This is a genomic window from Methylobacterium sp. Leaf456 (genome assembly GCF_001425465.1).
Classification (GTDB): Bacteria; Pseudomonadota; Alphaproteobacteria; order Rhizobiales; family Beijerinckiaceae; genus Methylobacterium.
On the sequence record NZ_LMQV01000001.1, the window covers coordinates 329,110 to 343,706 of the forward strand.

Annotated in this window: 11 protein-coding genes and 1 pseudogene; 6 read left to right on the forward strand and 6 right to left on the reverse strand. The window is 70.5% G+C overall.

Annotated elements, in window-relative coordinates; genetic code table 11:
* Positions 1-77 precede the first annotated feature (77 nt).
* The gene (locus ASG52_RS01470; RefSeq protein ID WP_056238001.1) at positions 78-2,210 is read left to right on the forward strand and encodes a sodium-translocating pyrophosphatase; all 2,133 of its coding nucleotides are present in this window, start codon (positions 78-80) and stop codon (positions 2,208-2,210) included.
* Between the two features lie 131 nt (positions 2,211-2,341).
* Here the strand turns inward: ASG52_RS01470 and ASG52_RS01475 are convergent, their stop codons facing one another.
* Positions 2,342-2,584, reverse strand: coding sequence for a hypothetical protein (locus tag ASG52_RS01475; protein ID WP_056238003.1), 243 nt, complete (start codon positions 2,582-2,584; stop codon positions 2,342-2,344).
* 174 nt (positions 2,585-2,758) lie between these two features.
* Here ASG52_RS01475 and ASG52_RS01480 point away from each other — a divergent pair, with 174 nt between their 5' ends.
* Positions 2,759-3,850 carry a catalase family protein gene (locus ASG52_RS01480; RefSeq protein WP_056238005.1) on the forward strand — a complete coding sequence of 364 codons (1,092 nt, stop codon included), beginning with the start codon at positions 2,759-2,761 and terminating at the stop codon, positions 3,848-3,850.
* Positions 3,851-3,924: 74 nt separating this feature from the next.
* Positions 3,925-5,094 carry an L-dopachrome tautomerase-related protein gene (locus ASG52_RS01485; RefSeq protein WP_056238008.1) on the forward strand — a complete coding sequence of 390 codons (1,170 nt, stop codon included), beginning with the start codon at positions 3,925-3,927 and terminating at the stop codon, positions 5,092-5,094.
* 292 nt (positions 5,095-5,386) lie between these two features.
* Here ASG52_RS01485 and ASG52_RS01490 read toward each other — a convergent pair whose 3' ends face one another.
* Entirely contained in the window at positions 5,387-7,114 is a 1,728-nt protein-coding gene (locus ASG52_RS01490) for an adenylate/guanylate cyclase domain-containing protein (protein WP_056238012.1), read from the reverse strand.
* Between the two features lie 177 nt (positions 7,115-7,291).
* Between ASG52_RS01490 and ASG52_RS01495 the strand changes: the two genes are divergently transcribed.
* The 3 genes and pseudogenes from ASG52_RS01495 (at position 7,292) to ASG52_RS01505 (ending at position 9,112) form a co-directional block, all read left to right on the forward strand.
* Positions 7,292-7,729 carry a cupin domain-containing protein gene (locus tag ASG52_RS01495; protein ID WP_082552290.1) on the forward strand — a complete coding sequence of 146 codons (438 nt, stop codon included), beginning with the start codon at positions 7,292-7,294 and terminating at the stop codon, positions 7,727-7,729.
* Positions 7,730-7,757: 28 nt separating this feature from the next.
* Positions 7,758-8,222, forward strand: a complete 465-nt coding sequence (locus ASG52_RS01500; protein ID WP_056238022.1) for a carboxymuconolactone decarboxylase family protein — start codon at positions 7,758-7,760, stop codon at positions 8,220-8,222.
* Positions 8,209-9,112 (forward strand): annotated as a pseudogene (locus ASG52_RS01505) (sigma-70 family RNA polymerase sigma factor). The gene ASG52_RS01500 and the pseudogene ASG52_RS01505 overlap by 14 nt, the downstream one beginning before the upstream one ends.
* Positions 9,113-9,210: 98 nt before the next feature.
* Here ASG52_RS01505 and ASG52_RS01510 read toward each other — a convergent pair.
* The 4 genes from ASG52_RS01510 to ASG52_RS01525 are packed head-to-tail and all read right to left on the reverse strand — an operon-like array spanning position 9,211 to position 14,393.
* Positions 9,211-12,309 carry an efflux RND transporter permease subunit gene (locus ASG52_RS01510; protein ID WP_056238024.1) on the reverse strand — a complete coding sequence of 1,033 codons (3,099 nt, stop codon included), beginning with the start codon at positions 12,307-12,309 and terminating at the stop codon, positions 9,211-9,213.
* Positions 12,310-12,352: 43 nt separating this feature from the next.
* Complete coding sequence (locus tag ASG52_RS01515) at positions 12,353-13,576, reverse strand: efflux RND transporter periplasmic adaptor subunit (RefSeq protein WP_056238028.1); 1,224 nt, start codon at positions 13,574-13,576, stop codon at positions 12,353-12,355.
* Positions 13,573-14,181 (reverse strand): TetR/AcrR family transcriptional regulator, encoded by a 609-nt coding sequence (locus tag ASG52_RS01520; RefSeq protein ID WP_056238030.1) that lies wholly within the window; start codon positions 14,179-14,181, stop codon positions 13,573-13,575. The genes ASG52_RS01515 and ASG52_RS01520 overlap by 4 nt, the downstream gene beginning before the upstream one ends.
* Positions 14,178-14,393 (reverse strand): hypothetical protein, encoded by a 216-nt coding sequence (locus tag ASG52_RS01525; protein ID WP_286158906.1) that lies wholly within the window; start codon positions 14,391-14,393, stop codon positions 14,178-14,180. The genes ASG52_RS01520 and ASG52_RS01525 overlap by 4 nt, the downstream gene beginning before the upstream one ends.
* Between the last annotated feature and the right edge of the window lie 204 nt (positions 14,394-14,597).

The window sequence follows — 14,597 nt, forward strand, 5'->3', positions numbered from 1 at the left end:
CAAAGACCCGAGCAGCACGTCCCGTGGCCATCCCGGCCAAGCTCGGAAAACCACAATCAAAATCCAAGGACGCACGAATGACCGCACTCTTGCTGATCATCGTGGGCGGGCTCTGTGCCGTCGCCTACGGTGTCGTGACCATCCGCGACGTGATGCGACGGGACGCGGGAACGCAGCGCATGCAGGAGATCGCAGGCGCCATCGCCGAGGGCGCACAGGCCTATCTCAAGCGCCAGTACCTGACGATCGGCGTCGTCGGCATTCTGCTGTTCGCGCTCCTCGCCTATTTCCTCGGGATCAAGGTCGCCATCGGCTTCCTGATCGGCGCGGTGCTCTCGGGCGCGGCGGGCTTCATCGGCATGAACGTGTCGGTGCGCGCCAACGTCCGCACGGCGCAGGCCGCGACGCAGTCGCTCGGCGGCGGGCTCGACGTGGCGTTCAAGTCGGGCGCGGTCACCGGCATGCTGGTGGCGGGCCTCGCGCTCCTCGGTGTGGCGCTCTACTACCTCTATCTCACCCGCGGCGCGGGGCTGGCGCCGGGCAGCCGTGAGGTCATCGACGCGCTGGTCGCGCTCGGCTTCGGCGCCTCGCTGATCTCGATCTTCGCGCGTCTGGGCGGCGGCATCTTCACCAAGGGCGCGGATGTCGGCGGCGACCTCGTCGGCAAGGTCGAGGCCGGCATTCCGGAGGACGATCCGCGCAACCCGGCCACCATCGCGGACAACGTCGGCGACAACGTCGGCGACTGCGCCGGCATGGCCGCCGACCTGTTCGAGACCTACGCGGTCACGGTGGTCGCCACCATGGTGCTCGCCGCGATCTTCTTCGCCGGCAACGACGCCGTGCTCGAAACCATGATGATCTACCCGCTCGCCATCGGCGCGGCCTGCATCGTCACCTCGATCGCCGGCAGCTACGCGGTCAAGCTCGGCGCCAACCAGTCGATCATGGGCGCGCTCTACAAGGGCCTGATCGCGGCCGGCGTGCTCTCGGTCGGGGCCATCGCCGCGGTGAACTTCGCCCTGTTCGGCGCCTTCTCGACCACCTTCACGACGAACACCGGAACGACCTTCTCCTCGGGTGGCCTGTTCGGTTGCGCGGTGCTCGGCCTCGTCATCACGGCGCTGATCGTCGTCATCACCGAGTACTACACCGGCACCAACTTCCGCCCGGTGAAGTCGATCGCCGAATCCTCGGTCACCGGCCACGGCACCAACGTGATCCAGGGGCTCGCGATCTCGCTCGAATCGACCGCGCTTCCCGCGATCGTCATCGTGGCGGGCATCATCGCCACCTACGCGCTCGCCGGCCTGTTCGGCATCGCCATCGCGGTCACCGCCATGCTGGCGCTCGCGGGCTTCATCGTCGCGCTCGACGCCTTCGGTCCCGTCACCGACAACGCGGGCGGCATCGCCGAGATGGCCGGTCTGCCCTCCGACGTGCGCAAGGCGACCGACGCGCTGGATGCGGTCGGCAACACCACGAAAGCCGTCACCAAGGGCTACGCCATCGGCTCGGCGGGCCTCGGCGCGCTGGTGCTGTTTGCCGCCTACACCTCGGACCTGAACTACTTCATCGCCAACGCGAGCCCGACGCAGTACCGCTTCTTCCAGGGCGTCACCGTCGATTTCTCGCTCTCCAACCCCTACGTCGTGGTCGGCCTGCTGCTCGGCGGCCTGATCCCGTTCCTGTTCGCCGGCATGGCGATGACGGCGGTGGGCCGCGCCGCCGGCGCGGTGGTGGAGGAAGTCCGCCGCCAGTTCCGCGAGAAGCCCGGCATCATGCAGGGCACCGACCGGCCCGATTACGGCCGGGCGGTCGACATGCTGACGCGGGCGGCGATCAAGGAGATGATCCTCCCCTCGCTGCTGCCGGTGCTGATGCCGGTGGTGCTGTTCTTCGTGATCCAGGCGATCGCGGGCAAGGGGCAGGCCTTCGCCACGGTGGGCGCCTCGCTGCTCGGCGTGATCCTCACAGGCCTCTACGTCGCGATCTCGATGACCTCGGGCGGCGGCGCCTGGGACAACGCCAAGAAGTACATCGAGGACGGCCATCACGGCGGCAAGGGCTCCGAGGCCCACAAGGCCGCGGTGACCGGCGACACCGTCGGCGACCCCTACAAGGACACCGCCGGCCCTGCGGTGAACCCGGCGATCAAGATCACCAACATCATCGCCCTGCTGCTGCTGGCGATCCTGGCCCACGCCTGACGACGATGCGAGGCGGTCCCCGGTGGACCGCCTCGTCTTCGGCTTGGCAATGACGGGGCTAAAACGAAAGAACCCGCCGCGGGGGACCGCGGCGGGTTCTTTTGTTCGGAACCCTGAAAGTCCCCAAAAAATCAGTCGCAGGATTCCTTGGTGACCGTCTTGCGGTCTCCGACATCGTTCTCCTTCGTCACCGTCTTGCTGGAGCAGCCGGTGCTGCTGCTGTCGCGGCGCTCGACCGTGGTCGAGGAGGTGGAGGCGGGGCGGTCGACCACGACCCGGTCCGGCGCGTCGCGCTCGATCACGGTGGTCTGGGCGCTGGCGCCGGTGAGGCCGGCCAGCGTCAGGGCGGCGGCGGCGAGAAGAGTGTTCCGCATAGCGTCCTCCAAGGGCATGAAAACTGCGCTCTCAACGACGGGGGAACCTCAACCGTTCCGAATCCTCCCGCTTCCCGCACGCGAGAAGCGACGTGACCGGGAACGGGTATGTGATCGAACTCCCCTTGCGCCACACGGTTCGCCGGAATGACCCGAAGACCGGAAGGACGCGCCATGGATTCCAGCCCGATCCGCTACCACGACGGCATCGAGACGCCCGCCCCCGACGAGGCCGAGACCATCGACAAGATCATCGCCTCGATGACCCACGAGAGCGAGATCACCGCCGAACGCTACGGCCACGCGGTGCGCGCCTCGCACGCCAAGGTGAGCGGCGTGGCGGTCGGCGAATTGCACATCCTTCCCGACTTGGCCCCCGAGCTGCGCCAGGGGCTGTTTGCGGAAGGCCGCACGCTGCCGGTCGTCGTGCGCTTCGCCCAAGGGGCCGGGGAGCTGCTGAAGGACCGCGTCTCGACCCATCGCGGCATGGCGATCAAGGTGCTCGGCGTCGAGGGGGAGAAGCTCGACGGCCACGATGCGCCGACCCAGGACTTCGTGCTCGCCACCGGCCCGGTCTTCCCCAACCCCGATGCCAAGAGTTTTCTGGGCAGCATGAAGCAATTGGAGGCCGGTACGAAGGCGCCGGAAGCCGTGAAGGCCGCCGTCTCGCAGACCGCGCGAGCCCTCGACAGCGTGGTGAAGGCGGTCAAGGGCGAGAGTTCGCCGTTGCTCGACTTCTTCGGCCACGCGCCGCATCACCCGCTGGCCGAGCCCTATTACTCGCAAGCCGCGCTCCGCTACGGCGCGTTCGTCGCCAAGATCGCGGCTTTCCCGGCTTCCGTGGCGCAGACTGCCCTAAGGGAGGAGATGCTGGATACCGGTGCCGATCCGGACGTGTTCCGCCACGCGGTGCAGAGCTATCTCGACGGCCACGACGCGGTGTTCGACATCCGGGTGCAGCTCTGCCTTGATCTGAACGCGATGCCGGTCGAGGACGCCTCGACGCGCTGGGACGAGGATCGGAGTCCCTACCGCACCGTCGCCCGGCTCGTCCTGCCCAAGCAGGACGCCCTCAGCGAAGCCCGGAAACGATATGCCGACGACGTGCTGTCGTTCCGCCCGGCCCACAGCCTCGCGGCGCACCGGCCGCTGGGCTCTCTGATGCGGGCGCGGCTCAGGACCTATCAGGCCCTCTCCCGCTTCCGCCACGAGCGCAACCGCGTGGCGGAAGCGGAGCCGGGCTCGATCGATCAGGTGCCCGCCTGACGGTTTCGTGAGGGAGCTTGGCCGGGGAGACGCCGGTTCCGGGGAGGACATCTTCTTCGCCAAGGCTTTTCGGCATGACCCATAAATCCCTCGCGCTCGCCGCGCTGCTGCTCGCGGGCAGCGCGGCCCCGCCCGCCCTGGCGCAGGGGGCGGCGCAACTCACCAAGGTCGCGGGCTTCGCGCATCAGGTGACCGGCATCACCGCCTCCCGCGACGGGCGCCTGTTCGTCAACTTCCCGCGTTGGAGCGAGGACGCGCCGGTCTCGGTGGCCGAATTGAAGGACGGCAAGCCCGTCCCCTATCCCGACGAGGGCTGGAATTCCTGGCGTAATGCCAAGGCCGACGAACTCTCGCCCAAGGACCATTTCGTCTGCGTGCAAAGCGTGGTGGCCGACGCCCAGGACCGGCTCTGGGTGGTCGATGCGGCCGCGCCCGCCATGGCCCAGGTCATCAAGGACGGCCCGAAGCTCGTCGGCATCGATCTGAAGACCAACACGGTGATCAAGACCATCCCGTTCGACGCGAGCGTGGCGCTCCAGGGCTCCTATCTCAACGACGTGCGCATCTCGCCCGACGGCAAGACCGCCTACCTCACCGATTCCGGCGCGGAGGGTGCCCTGATCGTGGTGGATCTCGACGGCGGTTCGGCCAAGCGGCTGCTTGCGGGCGATCCCTCGACCATGCCGGACAAGTCGGTGACCGTGGCCTATGACGGAAAGCCCCTGCGCCGGCCCGACGGGCGCGGCGTGAGCTTCGCCGCCGACGGCATCGCGCTCTCGCCCGACGGCAAGACGCTCTACTGGCAGGCGATCAAGGGGCGTACGCTCTACAGCCTGCCGACCGACGCGCTCACCGGCTGGGCCGCCTCCTCGCTCGTGCCCGAGACGCTCTCGGACAAGAGCCTGTCGGGCAAGGTGGCCAGGGTCGGCGAGAATGGCGTCGCCGACGGCCTCCTCATCACGCGGCGCGACGGGCGGATGATCGTCACCTCGCCGCAGGACGATTCGGTGAAGGTGCGCGACCTGTCAAAGGCGGACGCACCGCTGACCACGCTGGTGAAGGATCCGCAGCTGCGCTGGCCCGACACGCTGAGCGAGGGGCCGGACGGCACGCTTTACGTCACGACCTCGCACATCCAGGACTCGGCCGACTACAAGCCCGGCGCCCCGGTGAGCCTGCCGACGGAGCTGTGGGCGATCAAGCCGGGTGCCGACGCCACCGGCTCGACCGGGCCTACGCGCTGAGCGACACTATTGTTGATCGCTTTGAGTGCAGCTGCATTCCCCCTCTCCCCGCACGCGGGGAGAGGCCTGTAGGGACCTTGTCGTCCCGACAGGAAGCGCAGGCGAAGCCGGAGCGGCGGTGAGGGGGACCTCCACGCGAGAGGCTCCTCCGGAACCGCCCCCTCACCCCCGGCTGCCGCCTCGCCGCGCCGCCGACGAGGTCGTCGCGGCCCTCTCCCCGCATGGCGGGGCGAGGGGGGATCAAGCGGCGCCGGGTTGGCCAGCCGAACATGATCGAGTTTGGGGTACGATCTTATCTGACCGCCGCCTCGCCCGCCCCGATCAGCCGCGCCCGCAGCGGCTGTGCCCGGCCGGTCAGTGTCAGCTCGGTCAGTTCCCCTGGTTCGATCCCGGCGGCCCGGTAGACCGCCTCGGAGACGATGGCGACCTGCCTCATCGGCTTGGTCAGCGCTTCCAAGCGTGCCGCGACGTTCACCGTGTCGCCGAGCGCGGTGAAGCGGGCGTCGGCCTCGTCGCCGAGTTCGCCGACGATGGCGGTGCCGGCATGCAGGCCCAGCCCATAGCGCAGGCGCTCGCCGAGGTCGGCGGCGAGCATGCGGTTCAACTGCTCGACTTCCTCCGCGATGACCTCGACGGCGGCCAAGGCCGCGCGGGCGGCCTTGGTCCGGTCGCCGTCGAGGCCGAACAGGGCCATCAGCCCGTCGCCGAGATGGCGGTTGACGCTGCCGCCCTGCGCCCGCACCGCGTGGCCGACGGCGCCGAGGAAGCGGTTGATGACGAAGACCGTGTCGTAGGCCAGCCGCTCCTCGGCCAGCCGCGTCGAGCCGCGGAGATCCGCGAACAGAACCACGACGAAGCGCTCCTCGCCGGTCCCGGCCCGCTCGGACACACCCGCCATCGCGCCGCGGGCGTGGGGCGTGAACAGCGGCGCCACGGTCAGGTCGCGGTCGGGCCGGAGCTGGCAGGCGAGCCGGATGCCGGGGCTCGCGCCGATGCGCTCCAGCACGAGGCGCTCGGTGCGCTCGGGCGCCGGCAGGAAGCGCCCGCGCTCGCCATCGACGACGCGGATGCGGCAGGTCGAGCAGCGCCCGCGCCCGCCGCAGATGCTGGCGTGCGGAATGCGGCCCCGGCGGCTCGCCTCCAGCACGCTGGCGCCGCGCGGCACCCGCACCACGCGCCCGTCGGGATAGCCGATCCGCACGAGGCCGCCGCGGACCTCCATCAGCGTGCGCAGGCCCCGCGCCAGCAGCACGAGGACGAGCGCGCCTGCATAGCTCCCGAACAGACCGCGGCGGATGGCCCCGAGCCGCTCGATCTGGGCCGCGTCGCCGACGCGCCGGACATCGAACGCCCGCTCGCGCCACGCCGGGTCGGCGGCGGCGAGCGCCACGGCGCGTCCGCCCTGCACGGTGCCGAGCAGCGCCAGCACCGGCACCAGCACGGCGCCCGCCAGCAGCCAGGGGGCGAGGCGCGGGTAGGCCGGCTTCAGCCGCAGCCAGAAATGCAGGCCGAGGCAGCCGTGCAGCCACGCGGCCAGCAGCCCGAGCGTCAGCGACACGCCGCTGCCCGCCGGGCTCGCGACCCAGAACGCCCAGAGCACCTGCGGATAGCCCCGCGCCAGCCCCTCGGCGCTCTGGGCGATGCGGGTGCCGACGACGTGGTCGAGGAGCAGCAGCGGCACCGCGAGCCCGAGCAGGAGCTGCGCCGTCTCGCCCGGCCGCAGCCGAAACAGCCGGCGCTCGTAGAGGGCGTGCAGGCCGAGCGCGAGATGGGCGGCGAGCGCGCCGTAGAGCAGGACCAGGGCGACCGGGTTGCGCCACAGCGCGACCTTCACGGTCAGCCCGGCATGGAGCGCGCCGAGCGAGACGTTGCCGAGCGCGTGGCAGAGCAGGTGGCTCAGCACGTAGGCGAACAGCACGAGGCCGCTGGCGAGGCGCACATGCCTCAGGGTCACTTGCCGCAGGGTCGGGCGCGCCCGCGTCCAGGGGCGCCCGCCCGTCGCCTGCGCCGCCTGCCCCACCTCGAAACGCTCCCCGCACCGGCACCCGTCGCGCCCTCATAGCGCGTCCGCGCGCCCGATGAGACGGCTCGCATCCGCGCACCAAAAAATCTTCGCGGCGATGTCACACCGCGGCGGCCGACCTCGTCATGTCGATCGAAGCCGGATCGACGGTCCGGGCGGACAACGGGGAACGGCATGCGACGTGTTGGCTCGAACGGCATCGGAGCGGGCGGATGGAGGCTGGCCGGTACGGCGTTGCTCCTCCTGGCAGGACAGCCCGGCATCGCGCAGGCCGAGGACGCGACGGTGGCCATGGTGTTCGATCAGCCCCTGCCGAACGTACCGGGCAAGAGTTTGCGGGCCGTGACGGTGACCTACGGGCCGGGCGGCGCCACGCCGGCCCACACCCACGCGCCGAGCGCCTTCATCTACGCGACGGTGCTGGAAGGGGCGATCCGCAGCCGGGTCAACGACGGGCCGGAGCGCGTCTACCGGGCAGGTGAGAGCTTTTCCGAGAAGCCCGGCGACCACCACGGCGTCAGCGCCAACGCGAGCGCGACCGAGCCGGCGCGCCTGCTCGCCGTCTTCGTCCTCGACACCGCCGAGACCGTGCTGACGACGCCGATCCGGTGACCGACCCCAACCTCGACAGGAGAGAAAGATGACCCCTCGGATCGGCAACCCCTACGCGCACGGGCCCGCCGCCATCAAGGCGATGATGGGCGTCGAGGCCAGCCTCCGGGCGGGCGGCCTGGAGCACGGCCTGCTCGAACTGGTGAAGCTGCGCGCCTCGCAGATCAATGGCTGCGCCTACTGCATCGCCCTGCACGTGACCGACGCGCGCAAGCAAGGCGAGGGCGAGATGCGGCTCCACCTGCTCAACGCTTGGCGCGAGTCGCGCCTCTACAGCGAGCGGGAGCGGGCCGCGCTCGCCTGGACCGAGGCGCTGACGCGGCTGCCCGAGACGGGGGCACCGGATGCCGACTACGATGCCCTGAAGGCGCAGTTCACGGAGGCCGAGCAGGTGCAACTCACGCTCCAGATCGGGGCCATCAACCTTTGGAACCGGTTGCAGGTCGGCCTGCGCGGCGTCCACGAGGAAGAATCCTCCGGTGTCGCGGCCTGACGCGCGGGTCGATCCGTTCGAGGCCGAGCGTCCGCGGCTGCTGCGGCTCGCCTACCGGATGCTCGGCTCCTTCGCCGAGGCCGAGGACGTCGTCCAGACCGCGTGGCTGCGCTGGCGCGAGGCCGATCAGGCGAGCGTCCGGGTGCCGGCGGCCTTCCTGTCGCGGGTCGTCGCGCGGCTCTGCCTCGACGCTATGAAGTCGGCCCGCGCCCGGCGGGAGACCTATGTCGGCGCGTGGCTGCCCGAGCCGCTGGTGGAGGGCGCCGAGCCGGAGCCCGACGGCGACGACCTCACCCTGACGCTGATGCTGGCGCTGGAGCGCCTGTCGCCGCTGGAGCGGGCGGCGTTCCTGCTGCACGACGTGTTCGGCGTGCCCCTCGACGAGGTGGCCGATACGTTGGGCCGCGAAGCTCCGGCCGTGCGCCAGCTCGCCGCGCGCGCGCCGCCATGTCCGGACCGAGCGCCCGCGCTATCCCGTGCCGCCCGAAGAGGGCGAGCGGATCGCCCGGGCCTTCTTCGCCGCCTCGCGCAGCGGCGACGTCGCGACCCTGCGGAGCCTTCTGACCCGCGATGTCGAGATGCGCTCGGACGGCGGCGGCAAGGTCATCGCCTTCCTCAACCCGATTCTCGGGATCGAGCGCGTCCTGCGCTCGTTCGCGGGGCTTGCCCGCAAGTACGCGGCAGAGCCGGCGACGTTCCTGCGCGCCGTGCGGGTCGATGGCCTGCCGGGCTTCGTCAACCGCGAGCGCGGCGGCGTGCTGCAGGTGACGGCCCTGGCGATCGAGGACGGACGGATCGCCGGCATCTACGTCATCCGCAACCCGGACAAGCTCGGGCATGTGGCCGGCGCGATGGGGCCGGCCGGAGCGGACGAGGGCGGGGCTGCCTGACACGACGACCGGCCGACCCGCGCGAGGGGGCGATGCGCGGGCCGACCGATGCACCGCGCGGAGCGTGAGCGCCGCGCGATCCTGTGGGCCGCGTCGTCCTAATGGACGCCCGCGGCGTGATGAGGGGGTGGTAGCTCGGCCTCGTCCCGCGGGCCGACGAAGCGGCCGAGGACGCGCCCGAGCCAACTCCCCAAACTGTCCATCAGCAGGAACACCGCCGGCACGAAGACGAGGGACAGCAGCGTCGAGACGATCAGCCCGGCGATCACCGCCACCGCCATCGGCGCGCGGAACTCGCCGCCGACGCCGAAGGCCATCGCCGAGGGCACCATGCCGGCCGCCATAGCGATGGTGGTCATGACGATGGGGCGCGCCCGCTTGCGGCCGGCATCCACGATGGCCGTGACGCGGTCCACGCCCGCGCGCATCTCCTCGACGGCGAAGTCCACCAGCATGATGGCGTTCTTCGTCACCAGCCCCATCAGCATCAGGATGCCGATGACGACCGGCATCGAGATCGGCATCTTGAATATCAGCAGGCCGAGGATGGCGCCGCCGATGGAGAGCGGCAGCGAGAACAGGATCGTGAGCGGCTGCAAAAAGTTGCCGAACAGCAGCACGAGGACGGCGTAGACCATCATGATCCCGGCGCCCATCGCCAGGAGGAAGCCGGAAAACACCTCCTGCATGATCTCGGCGTCGCCGGTCTGGCGGATCGTGACGCCCATAGGCAGGTTTTTGGCGGTCGGCGTGTTCAACGCTTGCTCGATGAGTGAGCCCAAAGCGTCGGAACCCTCCATGTTGGCTTCCACCGCCACGCGCACGACGCGGTCGTAGCGCTCGATGGCGCCGGGACCCTGGTCGAGTTCGATGTCGGCGACGGCTGCGAGCGGCACGGCGGTGCCGTTCTTGGCCGGAACCTTGAGGTTCTCCAGCCGCGCCACCGCGCCGCGGGCGCTCTCGGGCAGCTGCACCCGGATCGGCACCTGCCGGTCGGCGGCGTTGAACTTCGCCAGATTCAAGCCGATGTCGCCGATGGTGCCGACGCGGACCGTCTCGGCGATGGTGTCGGTCGAGACGCCGAGATCGGCCGCGGCACCGGCTTTCGGGCGGATACGCACCTCGGTGCGGTTGAGCGGTGCCGTGGACATCACCGAGACGAGGTGCGGGATCGCCGCCATGTCGCGCTGGAGACGGCCTGCGACCTCGCTCACCACCGCCACGTCCGGACCGCCGACGACAAGGGCCAGATCGCGCTGGCCGCTGTCGCGGAGCGTCCACGAGCGGATATCGGGTTCGTCGGCCAGCAGCGCCGCGACTTCCGACTCGATGGTCCATTGGCGCTTGGCCCGCTGGTTCTTCGGCGTCAGGTTGACGATGAGGGTGGCAAGCCGCGTCTCCTTCTTGCCGCCCGCTTGGCGCCCGCCGTCCACGAAGACCGAGACCACCTCGGGAAGCGCGCGGATGCGTTCCACCACCCGGTCGGCCACCGCGATGGTGTCGGGCAGGCGCGCGCCCGGCGCCAGCTCGATCATGAACAGGGTGCGGGCGTTGTCCTGCTTCGGCACGAAGCCGGAGGGCAGCAGCTTGGTGGAGGCCAGCGAGCCGACGAAGAGCGCGAGCCCGACGAACAGCGTGATCCACTTGTGGCGCACCGACCAGCCGACGAGCCGGCCGTAGGCGCGCATCACCGGCCCTTCCCGCTCCTCCGCATGGCCGTGGTCGCGCAGGAAATAGGCGGCCAGGAGCGGCGTGATGAGGCGGGCCACCAACAGCGACATGAACACCGACACCGCGATGGTCAGGCCGAACTGGATGAAGTAGCGGCCGGCGATGCCCGGCATGAAGGACACGGGGGCGAACACCGCGATCAGCGTCGCCGTGATGGCGATGACGGCGAGCCCGATCTCGTCGGCGCCTTCCAGGGCGGCGCGGTAGGCCGATTTGCCCAGCCGCATGTGGCGGACGATGTTCTCGATCTCGACGATGGCGTCGTCGACCAGGATGCCGGTCACCAGCGTGATGGCGAGCAGGCTGATGCCGTTGAGGGTGAAGCCGAGCGCGTCCATCGCCCAGAAGGTCGGGAAGACCGAGAGCGGGAGCGCGATCGCCGCGATCAGCGTGGCGCGCCAGTCGCGCAGGAACAGGAACACCACGAGGACGGCGAGCAATGCGCCCTCGATCAGGGTGTGCATCGCCGAATCGTAGCTGCCGATGGTCGCCGCCACCGAGGAATCGATGGTCTCGAAGCGGATGTCGGGATAGCCCTCGCGGAATTCCGCGATCTTCTGCTCGACGCCCTTGGCGACTTCCGCGTCGCTGGCACCCGAGCCGCGGGAGACCGAGAAGGCGACGACCGGCGCGCCGTTGAAGCGGGCGAAGGTGCGCGGCTCCTCGATGCCGTCTTCCACCGTGGCGAGGTCGTCGAGACGAACCTTGCGCCCGCCGGGCAGGACGATGGTGGTGGCCTTCAGGTCGCGGATGGTGCGCGCGGCGGCCAATGTGCGGATCGACTGCTCGCGCCCGCCGATCTCGCCGCGCCCGCCCGCCATGTCGACGGAGGTGGCGCGCACCTGCCGGTTGACCTCGGCCGCGGTGATGCCGAGCGCCAAGAGCCGGTCGGGCTGGGGCGTGATGCGGATTTCGCGCGCCACGCCGCCGACGCGCTCGACGCCGCCGACGCCCTTCACGCCCTGGAGCGTGCGCGCGACCTTGTCCTCGACGAACCACGACAGTTCGGCGGGCGTCATGGCGGGGGCGGTGACGCCGTAGATCAGGATCGGCAGGCCGGTGATCTCGACGCGCTGGATCACCGGCTCGTCGATGGTGCGGGGCAGGTTGATGCGGATCTTCGAGATCGCATCCTTCACGTCGTTGACGGCGCGGTCGGTGTTCACTTCGAGCCGGAACTCGACCGTGGTGACGGACGAGCCCTCCGTGATCGCCGAGGTGATGTGCTTGACCCCGCGCACGCCCGCGATCGAGTCCTCGACCCACTTCGTGACCTGCGTCTGCAACTCGGAGGGCGCCGCTCCCCCTTGCGTGATCGTGACCGAGACGATCGGCACGTCGACGTTCGGCATGCGGGTGACGGCCAAGCCCCGGAAGCTGACGAGGCCGAGCACGATCAGCACGAGGAACAGGACCAGGGGCGCGATCGGGTTGCGGATCGCGTAAGCCGAGACGTTCAGGCGCATCGGGCGGCCCGCTCAAGCAATTTCGGAATGAGGCCGACGCGCGTCAGCGCGCGTCCGCGGTGGCTTGCGGCGAGGGGGCTGCGGCGACCGCCGGAGCCCGTGCCGCGACGGAGACCGGACGGACCTTGTCCCCATCCCGCAAAAAACTGCCGGCGCGGGCGACGACGCGCTCGCCGTCGTTCAGCCCGGTGCGAATCTCGATGTCGTCGTCGTCTGACAGGCCGGTGCGGACCTCGCGCGACTCCACCTTGTCGTCCGCGACGACGAGGACGGAGCTGCGCTTGCCCCCGCCGTAGAGGACCGAGGCCTGGGGCACGGTGACGCCGCGGGTGCGGGCGAGTTCGACCGCGCCGCGCACGAAGGTGCCGATGCGCAGCCGCGGGTCGGCATCGAGCCGCACGCGCACCTTGCCGAGCCGGCTTGCCCGGTCGACCTCCGGATAGACCACGCGAACGGAGCCCGACACGCGCTCGCCCTCGCCGATCTCGATGAAGGCGGGCGCGCCCTCGCGGAGCAGCGGGAGCTTGGTCTCGATGACCTCGCCCTCCAGCTCGATCTCGCCCCGCGCGATCAGGCGGAACAGCGGCTCGGCGGCCGACGATGCGGACATCCCGACCCGCGCCGTGCGGCGGCTGACGATGCCGGCCTCCGGGGCGCGGATCTCGGTGCGGGCGAGCCGCAATTCGAGTTCGGCCTTTACGGCCTGGGCCTGGGCCAGATCGGCCTTGGCGATCGAGAGGCCGTTGCGGGCGAAGGTCAGCTTACCTTCGGCCTGTCGAAGTGCGGCGGTGCGGCTCTCCATGACGACAGCCGTGGCGTTGCCGGTCTGCATCAGCGACTTGGCCCGCTCGAAGGAGAGGCGCGCTTCCGTCTCGGCGGCCTCGGCCTGCTCGATGCTCGCTTGCGCCTGCGGCACGGCGGCGGTGGCCTTCTCGACGAGGGCCGCCTGCTGGGCGAGCTGGCGGTCGATCAGGTCGCGGTTGAGGCGGGCCAGCACCTGACCCTTGGCGACGCGGGCGCCCTCCTCCACCAGAAGCTCGACGATGCGATAGCCGTCGATCTCCGGCGAGACCAGAATTTCGTCGCGGGGCACCAGCGTGCCGGTGACGACGACGCTCTCGACGATCTCGCGGCGCGCGGCCTCGACCACGCTGACGGCGGGGGCGCGGGGCGTCACGGCCGGCGCGGTCTCGGCGCGAGCGGCCGGAGCCGCCGCGATGGCGAGCCCTGCGGCGGCGAAGAGGAACAGACGGCGGGCGGCGCTCATCGGGCGGCCTTTTCGGTGAGGCCCGCATCGATCAGGGCGAGCAACTGCCTGATCGCCGGACCGGCCTCGTAATCGGGGATCAGCGCGCGGCTGACGATGAGGCCCTTCATCAGGGGGGCGACCGCCTCGAACAGGCCGGCGGCGTCGCAAGCCGGGGCGATGGCCGAAAAGGTTTCGACGAGCCACGTGCGGCCCTCCGCGTCGCCGCGCTCGACCATCGCGCCGATGGCCGGGTTGCGGGTCGCCTCCCCCCAGAGGTCGAGGCGCAGGATCGCCGCGCCGCGGGTCATCTCGGAGAAGTAGGCGGCGAGGATGCCGGTGAGCACGGCGTGCCGGTCGCCGGCCCGCTCCAGCGCCTCGACCAGCACGGCGCCGCGCTCGCGATCGCGCTCGGCGAGCCCGAGGACGACCGCCTCCTTGGAATCGAAGTATCGGTAGATGTTGCCGGGGCTCATCGCCGCCTCGCGGGCGAGGTCCTGCATCGTCGTGCGATGGAAGCCGTTGCGCACGAAGCAGGCTTCGGCCGCGTCGAGGATGTGCGCCTGCCGCGCGGCCTGCGCGGAGGTCGGTTCGATCCGGGCCGCGACGACGGCGCCCGCGCTCACGAGGAGGCTCCGGGCAGCAGAGCGCAGGCGTGCGGCTGGAGGTCCAGCTCGGCGCAGAGCCGCGCCTGCCAGCCCGTCTGGCCCGCCCCGGTCCAGCCGACCAGTGCGAGCCACGCCAGGGCCACGACGAGGCAGAGGGCGAGGTTGGCCGGTGTGCAGATCTCTTGGGTGATGCGCAGGAGCCGGAGCTGGAGCCGGCTCGGGCGAACCACGGACCCTTCCCAACGACGATCGAGAGAGACACTCACGGGAACCTCCTGCGCTGCGGAATTTGATAGTGAACGTTCATTCTCATGTCAATGAACGTTCATTCTCATCGCCTGGGCCACGCGTGCGGAGGGGCACGATCCGGCCGGCCTGTGGCCCCGATGCGACGGTGGGAGGCGACCACCGGGCATGGAGCCGCCCTCCCCTTT